Raw genomic sequence first — 13,365 nt, forward strand, 5'->3', positions numbered from 1 at the left:
TTTTATAGTTATATACTACCATATTCATCTCTATATACAAGATCTAAATCACTAGATTCCCACTATTTATTGATAAAATTCTTACAATACGGAATTTTCAAGTCACGGCTTGCCGAATTTAGGACATCTTAGCGTGGATAATCAGGCGATGGGTTGGGTTAACCAATGGATCACAAGTAATTAGTGTGAGTATTTTGTCATCACCCCGGCCATTCAAGACGGAAACATCCGTAGGTTCAACAATCGAGATATCGTATACTACATAGCGGTAATCATGCCCACTCGTCTGTACGGATATGGTATCGCCGATCGCAACTTCATTCAATCTGTTAAAAAGCCGGCCGGCCGTTCTTGATCTGTGTGCTGCAATCGCAGCATTGCCAACCTGTCCTATTGCAGCGGTCTCTTGCATATGAGCGGCAGCATGTTTCATATTGGCTTTGGTGGCGCCCTCCAGGATAGGGAGCTTCAGATTGATTTTATCGATCTGGATGATGCCTGTGATCTTCCCACCCAACCGAATTTCAGGGGATGGCGGTTCCGTCGCCTCCGCCTGATCCCCTGAAGACTCGTCTGCAAGAAGCTGCGTGACTCTGGCGTACTGCTTACTCAGGTCGGACTCCGGAGACGTTGAAGGCGCACTTTCACTATAAGCCTGTTCAGCTTCTTCCAGCAGCTTCTGCTGCTGCCAATCGTTGTACCACTCGTTAGCTTTGGGGTACAGCATAATCAGAATCCCAGCAAGAATAATAAGATAAGAGAACTTGCGCATGAACATCACCTCCGTAAGTTAGTTTGTGCAGCCCCTGGCAGAAAGGACTGTCCCCTCATTTGAAGGAGCCTTTTCAAAATACCCACTTCCGGCTTCCGAAAAAATTTATAATCACGGTTACACCGGTAACCAGCACTTTGGCAATCAGCACCTGAAGACCGAAGCGGTCTGTCAGCAAATGCATAAGCAGCACCGAAATGCCCAGCACAACGAGGTTAAGTACAATAAACCTAACCAGCTGCATCCGGTCAAATCCGTCCTGACTCCCGCGGTTGTGGTCCTTAAAGGTCACTTTTTTATTCCATATAAAACTGTTGGCTGTACCGGTACTGTATGAAATAATCTGTGCCGGTGTATTCATCATTCCAAGCGAATGCAGCAGGGTAAATACGGCAAAATCAATCAATGTATTCAGCAGGCCTACGGCATTGAATTTCAAAAACTGGACAAAACCTGCATTCAGTTTTTTATTTAACATAATCGCTTTCCTTCCGCATGTCCGCGCGCTCTACATCCCTATCAACGTCACCATAGCCCTTAGTCTCGCGCACGATATACAGCGGTCTATCCTTGGACTCATCATAAATCCGCCCGATATATTCACCAATTACACCAAGCAGCATGAGCACAATACCGTTAAACAGCAGGTTGACGCCCACGATAGAAGCCCAGCCCGGAACGGTCCAAGAAGTGAAAACCCTTTGGAATAAAACAAAGAATAAATAAAGAAAGCTGGAGAAGGAAAGAAAAAAGCCAACATAGGAGGCGATTTTCAGCGGCTTATGGGAAAAGGAGGTGATGCCGTCGAGCGCAAACCGGATCATTTTCTTCAGGGGGTATTTGGTTTCGCCGGCAAAACGCTCTTCACGGATGTATTCCACCATGGTCTGCCGGAAGCCCACCCAGCTTACCAACCCGCGCACATAACGGTTCTTCTCCTTCAGACCACGCAGCACATCGCATACTTTACGGTCAATCAAACGGAAATCCCCTGTATCTGTAGGAATATCCACACTTGTCATGCTGCTCAGCAAACGATAGAAGATCTTCGCAGTTGCTTTTTTGAAAAAAGTCTCTCCGTGGCGTTTGAGCCGCTTGGCATAAACAACATCATAGCCCTCTTTCCACTTCGCGATCATCTGCAAAATGACCTCCGGCGGGTCCTGGAGATCCGCATCAATAACAACGACCGCCTCGCCTTCAGCATAATCCATCCCCGCCGTGATCGCTACCTGGTGGCCGAAGTTGCGTGAGAAATCGATCAGCTTGACATGCTCATCTTGACGGCTGACCCCGCGCATAATCTCGGCTGTACGGTCCCGGCTTCCGTCGTTGACGAAGACCAGCTCGTAGGAATCGCCGCAACCGTCCATAACCTTTTTGAGACGCTCATACGTATGCTGAATGACTTCCTCCTCATTGAACATGGGGACAATTACACTGTATCTGGCTTTCACCTTTGTTCCTCCTCAGAATTTTATGAAGCATTACTTCAGATCCTTTTATAAGTAAAACAGGTTTTGTAAGCACACGCTTAGTTGAATCAGCATATGCTTCCAGATCGGCTCCATACAACACCGCCATAGAAGCATATGCCTAGTTATTTACTACATAAATCAAAAGATATACAGCTGCCTCACAAGCATTGCGAGTCCACTAGAATACCCAAGAAGGGAACCAGCGCAGCATAACGTCCACATAGTCTTTACTGACCTGCATACCTGACAGTACGGGATAAAACAATACAAAGAGCAGTGCGGCTCCGGCCACATAGGCATAACGCATGTAGCGGGCTTCGGGATATTTGCTGTCGAGCAGCTTCATGATATATACAATGGCAAGAATCATGAACGGCACCATCGCAAAATAGTGGTAAAGGAATGTCTCACGCGGCACCAGCATCCACGGTACATACTGCGAGAAGAACCCGATCCAGATCATGTACAGGTTCTTGTCCTTGCGCTTCACTGTAAACCAGACTGCAGCCAGCATAGCAAAGACTCCGGTCCACCAGATCAGCGGATTCCCCATCGTGACAATACTGCTGACCTGGCCTTCGGGCAGGCCTTCTCCCCCACTGAAGAACCATACCGGCCGTTTCATAAACGGCCACTCCCACCAGGAAGAAGCGAACGGATGAGTGGCAACAAGCTGGCTGTGGTAATCATACATATTCTTCTGCGCTTGGATCAGGCCTTTGAAGGTATAGCCATCCGCCGAGACGGACAGTACAGGGATAAAGGACAGGCTATAGATGATGCCTGGAATAATTACAAAGAACAACAGACAGCTAAGCAGGGTAATGATAGTATTCTTCCAGAATGATCCGGCAGCAGTGTGGCAAGCGGCTTTCAGCTCCTGATCCCCCACTATGCCTTCAGACAGCAAACGTCCCGCCGCCTTGTATTCTCTATAGCGTTCAAATAAGCCAAGCGCCAGCATAATAGCAAGCCCGGCTCCTCCATAGATTACGATCCATTTGGAGGCAACGCCGATTCCGAAGAACAGACCCGACCAGAATAGGGGGACCAGCGTCCGGCGCAGTGGTACACGATAGAAATTCATTGTGAAATACCTCTGCATGAAATAGAACATCAGCATAATGAAGAATACGCCGTAGACATCGATCGTTGAGATGCGCGTCTGGGTGAAGTGCATGAAATCGAGTGCGAACAGTCCGGCGGCAAGTGCGGCGTAGAGACTCTTTTTGAAGAGCCTCAGGGCCATTATATAGATCAGCGGCAGCATTGCGATCCCAAAGAGGGTACCGATGATCCGCCAGCCAAACGGATTGACGCCGAACAGCTCCATGCCGACCGAGATCAGCAGCTTGCCAAGCGGCGGGTGGGTATTCTCATACGGAACAATACCATGGGCATACTCATAGGCCGTACGGGCATGATAGATTTCATCAAAGTAGGTGCTGTTCATGAACCCGGAGTTTTCCGGAATAATCGACTGTTCGTCAAACAGGTTGGACGGCTGGCCTCTCTTGGCAGCAGCGCCATCAGGTGTAATGCTTGCTACCGGAAGCGGTATTTTGCCTCCTCCTTGTTCATAAAAGGCCATCTCATTCAAAGTGAAGCCTGGCGATGTGACGGTCAGTTTCACATATCTTGCCGCTACGTTCAAAGGCTGGCTTTTCCAAATGAATACATTACCGACATCTTCGTTGACGTCCAGCGGGCTGTTCCAGACATCCGGCGACTCGCTGAACTCCAGCTTGAATTTGCCGGTTCCGACACCGCCGAATATATTCACACGTTCCAGCTGCCTGCTCTGGCCAAGATCTACATAAAAGCTCTGGCCGCTGGCTGCCGGTTCCCACAGGGTTTCCGGGGCTTTGGTAGAGCCCAGATGAAACAAGGCCAATGCCGCATATACGGCGGTAATGCCGAGCATCCAGATCCAGTCTTTGCGCTGCAGCTTAAACCTGCCGGCTCTAACGCTCTTCACCAGCGGACGGATTCCCTCAGCGAGTTCCATATCGGCATCATACTTCTCTGATGGAGTGGCCGGTGATACGAGCTCTTTGATGTTTTTACGGACATATACGGAATAGCCTACATACAGCATATATAACGCCAAAGCGATATTGGCAATTGCAGTCACCAGCACAATCCCGTCTGAGGGCGGGTTATTGCCGGCGTTCAGATGAGCCAATGTATACCCTACATTAAGATACTGTGTCAAAGTAAAGCCGAGGAACAGCGTCAAGAACCGCCGGTCACGGCTCTCAATATAGGTGAACAGACACAGGATCAAGGCCGGGTACATGTAACGTTCATGCATTTTGGTACCGAACACGAACACGATTATAATCAGAACCATACCAATGAAGAAGGACTTCGACAGGTCTTTGCGGTCTTTTATGAAAGAGTAATACGCTGCAAGGGCAACGGCCGCCAGGATGAAAATAAACCCCCAGGCACGGTAGGTAATCCCGAGCCACATGGAATCAATCGAAGCCCACATCGGGTCGGTCAGCGCATATAGATTAAAGGCATTCACCGTGGAATAAGGATAGGAGGATAAGGTTCCCTTATAAAGGTCAATAAGTCCTCCGAGTCCGCCATTATTCCAGAAGAATGGAGCAGCCAGAACGGCAAAGATGCCAAGACCGTAAAGGGCGCCGACCGCCAGCTGCTTCCACGCACGGTGATGATAGAAAGCAAGCAGCAGAACAGGCGTGAATATTAGGGCCTGTGGTTTAATCAGCGTGGCCAGAGCAAAAAAGATAGCCGAACGCACAAATCCTTGTTCCGAGGCAGCCAGAATACTGAGCAGCAGGAACACTAAAAAGAACGAGTCCGCTTGCCCCCAAGCAGCAGAATCCATCAGTACAGCCGGATTGAACAGGAACAGCAACATCAGGCCGATAGCCACACCGGAGCCCAGCTTCTTGCGGCCTGCGCGGTAGATCAGCCAGCCCAGTACCAAGTCGGAGATGATTGCCGGCAGCTTAAAGAGCAGATTCTCTCCTCCGGAGCCATGTGCAAATCCGAACAGCCCGCGAATGAGGCTAAGCACATACAATATGTACAAATATCCAGGAGGATAATCAGCAAAATACCCCTTTTCATAAAACTTTCCTGGCCCCAGGTCCACAAGACGCTGCCCCCAGGCGATGAAGGTATTCATGTCATTTTGATATCCTTGTGCGGTCAATCCGATCCAGACCCGCAGGATCAATGCTGCGCCGAAGACAACATAGAGCCATCTGGTATAGATAGCATCCGGCTGCTTCAGAAGCCGGTCACTGCGGAATGCCCTATTATAGAAGAAAGCGAAAAAGACGCTAAATACCGCCGATAGTAAAAGAAGCTTGGCAGGCGATACTTTGTGCGGTGTCTCAGCAGCTTTGCTGCTTCCGTTCTGGGCTGCCGCCGCTCCGCTGTCAAGCGAGATGACACTGGCCCCTCCAGGAGCGGCATCTACCTGCTCTACTGACAGATCATCAAAGTAAGCCTTACCTTGAATCAGACTGGCATAGCCGCCGAGGGCCGCACCGATGCCCAGCTCTTTTTGCCCGGGGCCCGTTTGGCCGTAGAATTCAAGATACTGCCAATCTCCAGCCGTATCCTTGGTAGCGGGGTAACCGCCTCCGATGCCTACCGGAAAAATGTTCGCACCAAGGCCCTCGCCTGCGGTGCTGACGATTTTGACATAACCGGAGATCTTATAGTAGCTGTTAGCCGAAACAGCAATCGTCTGCACCCATTTGAGGTGATTGGGCTCCAGATTCTCAATAACTGCTGCCTTGCTTCCGGAATGGACATCCTCAGACTGCACTGAGAGCAGCCCGGAGTTGTCCCCCGCGATCCACATATCCTTGGTCCAGCCCGAAGGAGCACCCTTTTCTCCATCCTCGAAGCCCGGATTCTGCAATAAATTGCCCGCTGCATGAATGCTTGTTACAGGGAGAATGAACAATAACAGCATTAAAAGCATCATTGCGGCCGCGCGTGTACTCTTGATCATCGTTCCAACCTCACCTCGTCAATGTTAATCCAGCCGTTCCCGCCGGTTATGTAGATCTCCGCCTGCTCGCCTTGCTTAAGGGAAGCATCCGGAAGTACAACAGAGTGATATTCATCCCCTGCAGTCAGTTCAGTTTCCGCACGTACAGCGCCATCTACCCGAATACCGATCCTTCCTCCGGAACCTCCGGCGCTTACCATGGCGGCTAACTTGTAGATACCTGTCTTTGCGGCAAAGGTCTGCAGGATGCTTTTGTCAGAACCTATATTCAGGTAAGCATGGCTTGCACCCGAGTAAGGATTATTGTGCGCAACACCTGTCCCCGCTGAAAAGTCCCAGCTTGCGGCCCCCTCTTCAAATCCTCCATTAGGAACCTCTGCTTGCACTCCTTCTACATCAGCAGCATTCATACCTTCCGTATGGTTATAAATAAGCACACTGTAATTCGTGAACCGCGTAATCGTGTAGCCTCCATTCACAGCAGGCACAGGCTCATTATTCCTGTAGACATATGCCTTCTGCCCCGGCTGCATGTCTGGCGCGCCAAATTTGTACCGGCCAAACGAAGCGACCCTCTGAAAGGCATCTCCGGGATTGATGTATTTGACGGAATCCAGAAAGTCATGCGGATTGATCTTTTCATAAAAGAGCACATAGATATAGGGCATGTTGACCTTATCCGTGACATAGACACTGCCGCTGGTTGCTTCTGAAGCATATTGGATAGCCTCCCCCAATGAGTCATAAAAGGCTGGACCGATGTTCTTGGGGAACTCACGAAAATAAGTATTTGTAAAAAAGCCGAACATTACAGCAAATGCTAAAATTGCTACTATACCGGCAGGCTTAAGTTTCTGATATAGCCAGAATACAGCTGCAGCAACCAGCATAATCAACGGGTAGAAAATAATATTAATCCGGTTGATATTCACATCTGTGATCAGGGCCATCAGTACGGCAATGCCCAGCCAGAGCAGCACGACGATATGCACAAGCCCTTCGCGTCCGCGACGGAAGAACTCATAGACCAGGACGATAAGCCCAAGCAGAGCAAAGGGCAGCGCAATCGGATAAGCATAACCGTATGGAGATATGGAATTCCAGGGCAGCCCGTCACTTCCGCTGCGCATAAGCTGGAGAAATGAACTGAAGTTACCGGATGCCGTCTGCAGGAGCTGTCCGCTGAATACAGAGGAAATCTGCTCCACCCGGGGCATCGTTAATTTGGGAATCGTGAAGAGCTTCATTCCAATCTCTTGAAGCCCATAATGATTAATTACTATAAATAATAGTATAGGCACAGCAAGGAGCACAAATAGAATACTGTTCCAGCCTAACATCCGGAATTTCATGGCTCTACTATACAATAGAAGAAATGCCGCACAGATAGCAAATACCGGCACAAAAAAGTAGGCTGTACCGTATGCATACAGCGAGATAGCCAGGATAACGGTGAAGCTGTAAGTCCATTTAGGATTCTGAAATGATCTCAGCAGGCAATAGACGGCAATCAGGATCAAGGTAGGGAACAAGTTCGATTCAAGCGCCCATCTGGACATCATAATATGCCAGGGGTTGATGGCGATAAAGAACATGGCGATAATGCCTGCAGCTCTGGATGGAAACAGTCTCTTCATACATAAATAGAAAAAAATCATGCCTAAAAGGCCCATCACCAAACTAAGCGCCCTTACCGACAGCGGTGTCAATCCAAAGAGCCCAATGAAAGGCATGGATAAATAAGCATACAATGCATTCTGCCCGCTGCCCCAGGCGATGAGGTGAACGGGAAGATGGACACCATTGCGGTCAATCCCATAATGAAGGATCGCGTAAGCATCATAACCAATGGACGCCTCATCCTGGTTAAGTCCTGAGGGAATGGAGCCGAGATAAACCGTTCTGACAATGGCACCCAGTATAAACAGTACAAGCGGCCACGGATTGTCTTTGCAGGACCGATATACCTTTTGGAAAAAACCGGACAATAGGATCACCTCTTCAACAATATAATCGAAATGCCGGCTCAAGAAAAGACCGCAGCAGAGGTTGTACCGAAGTTACTCTCCAATATTAGAAAACGGCCCCTTCTTCAATAGAAGGGACCGCAAAAACATAAATCTGCATATGCCGGATTATATATACTTAACTTAGCCCTGGCTGCCGATCATAAGGTAACGCAGTACGATCAGAACAGCGAGCACCCACATCATCCAGTGGATGTCGTATTTCTTTTTGCCGGCCAGGTTGGCTACACAGGCCAGAATAACGTACGTAACAATTCCGAAGGAGATCCCGTTCGCGATATTGTAAGTGAAAGGCATAATTACGAAGGTCAGGAAGGCTGGAATCGCCAGCACCATATCCTGAAAATCGATTTCGCGGATGGATTGAGCCATCAGCACACCAACAATAATCAGTGCAGCCGCAGTAGCGGGGCCAGGGATAAGCGCCACAACTGGAGCCAGGAACAGTGCAAGCAGGAAGCAGATACCTGTTGTAACGGCAGTCAGACCTGTACGTCCGCCTTCAGCAACCCCGGCAGCACTTTCAACGTAAGCGGTAGTGGTGGAAGTACCCAGCACCGCACCGCCGGCAACAGCGACTGCATCAACGAACATCGCTTTTCCGACACGTTTCTTGCCTTCTTCAGGGTCCTTCATAATTCCTGCACGCTGAGCCGTCCCGACAAGCGTACCAAAGGTATCAAACAATTCTACGAAAGTAAAGGTGGCAATCGCGGATACGATACCTGTGTGCATAATGCCTTCCCAGTCAAATTGCCAGAAGTTGAGCTGCGAGAAATCAGGAACCCAGTGATTGTCAGTGCTCGACAGGCTGCTGAAATCAACAACGCCCATGAGAATAGCGGCTACTGTTGTTCCCAGAATCCCGAACAGGATTGCACCGCGCACATTCAACACCATCAGGATGGAAATCAATAAGAGGCCGATGATAACCAGTTGAACATTGGAGTTCTCCAGGCTGCCCATATGAATAACCGTCTCAAAGGAAAGCACATCAGTGAACTTATTCGCGGCGATGTCTTTGCCGGCTTCAACGCCGATTGTCATGAGTCCGCTGTTCTTCAGGCCGATAATGGTAATAAATAAGCCGATACCAACAGTAATAGCATGCTTCAAACTGTCAGGAATGGCGGTAAGTAGAATTTGCCGGATCTGAGTGACCGTAAGCAGGATGAAGATAATACCGGAAATAAATACGGCGGTCAGACCCATTTGCCAGGAAAAAGGATGATCAGTGGTCTGTGAGGATAAAACTACGGATGCAAAATATGCATTAAGGCCCATACCAGGTGCCAAAGCTACCGGAAAATTAATAAACAGCCCCATCGCAATGGTGAAGATCCCCGCTGCCAGAGCGGTTGCCAGAAATACTGGATACCATCCCATGTCAATGCGGCCAAAGGCGGTAAGTGTACCCGGATTAACCGACAAAATATACGCCATTGCCATAAAAGTGGTCAGACCGGCCATAATCTCTGTGCGTACTGTGGTGCCGTTTTCTTTCAACCTGAAAAAGCGGTTCAAATTGTTCTCCCCCTAAGGTGTATGTTGTCTGAAAGCAACAGAAAAGCCGGCATCTTGGAAGACACCGGCCCGAAAAAAGAACAGCTTCGCGCCTGTCAAGCCAAAACGACTGTGCCATCCATACAAAGGACGGTACCGTTTCAGCGAGAAATATCGGACTCAAATCCGAAGGATCGTGAAGGCTTTGCTCTTCTTAATCGTAGCCAGGTCATTACGGTGACCTCGTAGAGACTTCCGGGCCGATTCCCAGAATTATACGAATATTTATGCTGCTCTAACGCTTTATTATTTTAGGTGTACATGACATCACTTGTCAATGGTAAATACGAACATTATGGGCAAGGTTTTAAATATTGTTCGTAATTCAGACATTTGTCGCGGCACACTTACTTGTAGCTGTAATTAAGCAGCTTGAGCAGCTCTACGGTGTAATTTCTAATCCCTTCGTCTAGCTTGTCCTTGTCAAGGAGAGGGTATCCCTTCGTTTAGCAGAAGTAGCAGGGGGTGTCGCAAAATGAAATGGTTGCTCGGGACACCTCCTAGTCTTGGAGTAAGAAGTTTATTATCGCTTGGGTGGACGCTCTGCTGTTTAAGCGGAAATTGCCTCATTCATCCTAATAAATAAAAAAAGAAATCGCCCATTTTGGTAAAATGGTTGTACCACCAACCATCCCAAAAGGAGCGATTTCTTTCATTACACCATGGGCCAACCTTGCTTGCCAATGGACTTTCTTTAAGAAAAAGATATGGCTATTTTACCAACAGCATGGTGGGTCTCGCTTAATGCGTGGGCATCATACAGTCCCTTTTGCGAAAAAGGAAACGTTGCACCGACCACTGACCTTACCTTCCCCTGCTCCAAAAGGCCGGCAATTTCCTGAAGCTGCTGGCCATTGGGCTCCAGCCATATATTTTTTGCGGTTACGTCAAACTCCCTCACCAGCTCTTCATCAAAATTGCTGACGATCGATATAATCCGCCCGGTATGTTTTTTCAACACTTGGAAGCTGTCCTTCTGTATGTCCCCGCCCATCGTGTCGAACACAAGGTCCACGTCGGATAAAACCTCTACAAACCGGGTCGTACGGTAATCAATAATCTGATCAGCTCCGAGTGAAGCAAGCAGTTCGTGATTACGCTCACTTGCTGTCGTAATCACGTAGGCTCCGGCTTGTTTGGCAAACTGGATCGCGAACATACCCACGCCACCTGCACCAGCATGAATTAATACCTTTTCTCCAGCAGTCAGTCCACCATGGGTAAAAAGCGCCTGCCAAGCCGTCAGGCCTGCGAGCGGAACCGATGCGGCTTCTTCCCATGAGATGTTGCCAGGCTTGCGTGCCAGCAGGTGATCATCCACCAAAGTGTATTCAGCATATGTGCCAAAGCGGGTCGTTTCCGGGCGTGCAAACACTTCATCCCCCACTTTCCAATCCGTTACCCCGCTGCCGATTTCTGAAATCGTCCCGGCAACATCCCACCCTAAAATAATCGGAAACTCCCAATCCATCATTTGTTTCAAGTAACCTTCCCGCAGCTTCCAGTCAATCGGATTGATCGAGGTGGCGGCCACTTTGACTACGACTTGATGCGCTTGCGGAGCAGGGCTCGGCACTTCTCTTTCCTGAAGTTCTTCCTTGCCCCCATAACGATCGATGACGATGGCTCTCATTGCTTCTCCTCCTTAAATACACGCTTCAACAGTATTATCCATCTCATTACACAAAAAATGCAAATGACCAAACAATTTCCATAGCATTCAAATAAAAAGAAACGGCTTCGCTGTCCTCTGATGGAGGCAACATCCATTTCTCAAAAATTACAGGAACAAAAAACCTTCACATCCACGGCAATCGTGGATGTGAAGGTTGAGATGCAGTATTGGAATTCAAGCCTACTCCCATTCAATCGTTGCAGGCGGTTTCGAGGTAATATCGTAGACGATGCGGTTGACGTTGTCCACTTCGTTGACGATACGGACGGAGATCTTCTCCAGCACATCCCAAGGGATACGTGCCCAGTCGGCCGTCATGCCGTCGATGGAGGTTACTGCGCGAATACCTACAGTGTAGGAGTAGGTACGTTCGTCACCCATAACGCCTACACTCTTCATGTTAGGCAATGCGGTGAAATACTGCCAGATTTCGCGGTCGAGACCGGCTTTGGCAATTTCCTCACGCAGGATGTAATCGGAATCGCGCACAATGGTCAGCTTCTCCTCGGTCACTTCGCCAAGCACACGGATAGCAAGTCCTGGACCCGGGAAAGGCTGACGCCAGACAATGGCATGCGGCATTCCCAGCTCTTCGCCCAGCTTGCGCACCTCGTCCTTGAATAGCGTATTCAATGGCTCGATCAGACTGAACTTCATATCTTCCGGCAGTCCGCCGACATTGTGATGCGATTTGATGGTTTGCGCCGTTGCCGTTCCACTCTCTACAATATCGGTGTACAGCGTACCTTGGGCAAGGAAGGAGAAGTCACCCAGCTTGGCCGATTCTTCGTCGAAGCAGTAGATGAATTCGTTACCGATGATTTTACGTTTCTGTTCGGGATCGGAGACACCTGCCAGCTTGCCCAGAAAACGATCGCGCGCATCGATCTTCACCACATGGATATCGAATTTGCCGACAAAGGTTTCCATGACACTCTCTGCTTCACCTTTCCGCAGGAGGCCGTGGTCGATAAACATACAGGTCAGCTGGTCGCCGATCGCCCGGTGAATCAGCATCGCCACCACCGAGGAGTCCACACCGCCGCTGAGGGCGCAGAGCACTTTTTTGTCGCCGACTTTGTCTTGGATATCCTTAACAGCATCCTCAATAAAGGATTCCATCGTCCATTTGCCTTCGCAGCCGCAAACCTCGTACAAAAAGTTCGAGATGATCTCATTCCCGTTCACGGAGTGGCGTACTTCAGGATGGAATTGCACAGCGAAGAATTTGCGGTCAACATGACTCATTGCCGCAATCGGTGCACTCTCTGTGCCGGCATCCAGCTTGAATCCGGTCGGAAGCTCCACCACATGATCACCATGGCTCATCCAAACGGTCTGACCGCTATCCAGTCCGGTAGCAAGTACAGCCCCCATTTCAAAGTCAACGTTGGCCTTGCCGTATTCCCGCTTGTCCGCACGTTCAACCTTTCCGCCCTGCTGGTGGGCCATAAGCTGCATACCATAGCAGATACCAAAAATCGGCAAGCCCAAATCATAAATAGCCGGATCTACATGAGGTGCATCCTCGGCATAAACACTGCTTGGTCCACCAGAGAAGATGATCCCCTTCGGTGATAGTGCCTTAATCTTCTCAATTGGCGTATTGTACGGCAGAAGCTCGCTGTATACCCCCAGGTCCCGAATTCTGCGCGCGATAAGTTGATTGTATTGTCCCCCGAAATCGAGAACGACGATAATTTCATTTGGCTTGTTCATTACGTGCCTCCCTTGATTATTGGATTCATTATACTCATGGTTAATTCTTACCGTCAAGGAAAGGAAGGCACGTTTATTCAATGGTTTTGCCCTTGTACAGCAAGCAAATATCAACAATTTGGCAGATG

General features: G+C 49.1%; 8 protein-coding genes and 1 riboswitch. All 8 genes read right to left on the bottom strand.

The window, feature by feature from the left end; all coding sequences use genetic code 11:
* Window positions 1-118: 118 nt before the first annotated feature.
* The 8 genes from A3842_RS21495 to guaA all read right to left on the bottom strand — a co-directional run bounded on the left by A3842_RS21495 (window position 119) and on the right by guaA (window position 13,237).
* Window positions 119-772 carry a class D sortase gene (locus A3842_RS21495; RefSeq protein ID WP_083607064.1) on the bottom strand — a complete coding sequence of 218 codons (654 nt, stop codon included), beginning with the start codon at window positions 770-772 and terminating at the stop codon, window positions 119-121.
* A gap of 73 nt (window positions 773-845) precedes the next feature.
* Window positions 846-1,250, bottom strand: a complete 405-nt coding sequence (locus A3842_RS21500) for a GtrA family protein (RefSeq protein ID WP_074102690.1) — start codon at window positions 1,248-1,250, stop codon at window positions 846-848.
* Complete coding sequence (locus tag A3842_RS21505) at window positions 1,240-2,229, bottom strand: glycosyltransferase family 2 protein (protein WP_074102691.1); 990 nt, start codon at window positions 2,227-2,229, stop codon at window positions 1,240-1,242. Before A3842_RS21505 ends, A3842_RS21500 begins: the two co-directional genes overlap by 11 nt.
* Window positions 2,230-2,428: 199 nt before the next feature.
* Entirely contained in the window at window positions 2,429-6,253 is a 3,825-nt protein-coding gene (locus A3842_RS21510) for a glycosyltransferase family 39 protein (RefSeq protein ID WP_074102692.1), read from the bottom strand.
* Window positions 6,250-8,283: a phospholipid carrier-dependent glycosyltransferase gene (locus A3842_RS21515; RefSeq protein WP_074086860.1), complete on the bottom strand. Its 2,034-nt coding sequence runs from the start codon at window positions 8,281-8,283 to the stop codon at window positions 6,250-6,252. The genes A3842_RS21510 and A3842_RS21515 overlap by 4 nt, the downstream gene beginning before the upstream one ends.
* A 120-nt stretch (window positions 8,284-8,403) precedes the next feature.
* The gene (locus A3842_RS21520) at window positions 8,404-9,804 is read right to left on the bottom strand and encodes an NCS2 family permease (protein WP_074086859.1); all 1,401 of its coding nucleotides are present in this window, start codon (window positions 9,802-9,804) and stop codon (window positions 8,404-8,406) included.
* Window positions 9,805-9,984: 180 nt separating this feature from the next.
* A riboswitch (purine riboswitch) is annotated at window positions 9,985-10,084 on the bottom strand.
* A gap of 453 nt (window positions 10,085-10,537) precedes the next feature.
* The gene (locus A3842_RS21525; RefSeq protein ID WP_074086858.1) at window positions 10,538-11,476 is read right to left on the bottom strand and encodes an NADP-dependent oxidoreductase; all 939 of its coding nucleotides are present in this window, start codon (window positions 11,474-11,476) and stop codon (window positions 10,538-10,540) included.
* 222 nt (window positions 11,477-11,698) lie between these two features.
* Window positions 11,699-13,237 carry a glutamine-hydrolyzing GMP synthase gene (guaA, locus tag A3842_RS21530; protein WP_074086857.1) on the bottom strand — a complete coding sequence of 513 codons (1,539 nt, stop codon included), beginning with the start codon at window positions 13,235-13,237 and terminating at the stop codon, window positions 11,699-11,701.
* Window positions 13,238-13,365: the final 128 nt, after the last annotated feature.

The sequence above is a fragment of the Paenibacillus sp. P3E genome (assembly GCF_001909045.1).
In the GTDB taxonomy this organism is placed as follows: Bacteria; Bacillota; Bacilli; order Paenibacillales; family Paenibacillaceae; genus Paenibacillus_AQ; species Paenibacillus_AQ helianthi.

Bases quoted from the DNA above. Each gene is read 5' to 3' on its own strand.
- A3842_RS21495 (WP_083607064.1), bottom strand. From the start codon at position 772: ATGCGCAAGTTCTCTTATCTTATTATTCTTGCTGGGATTCTGATTATG.
- A3842_RS21500 (WP_074102690.1), bottom strand. From the start codon at position 1,250: ATGTTAAATAAAAAACTGAATGCAGGTTTTGTCCAGTTTTTGAAATTC.
- A3842_RS21510 (WP_074102692.1), bottom strand. From the start codon at position 6,253: ATGATCAAGAGTACACGCGCGGCCGCAATGATGCTTTTAATGCTGTTA.
- A3842_RS21525 (WP_074086858.1), bottom strand. From the start codon at position 11,476: ATGAGAGCCATCGTCATCGATCGTTATGGGGGCAAGGAAGAACTTCAG.
- guaA (WP_074086857.1), bottom strand. From the start codon at position 13,237: ATGAACAAGCCAAATGAAATTATCGTCGTTCTCGATTTCGGGGGACAA.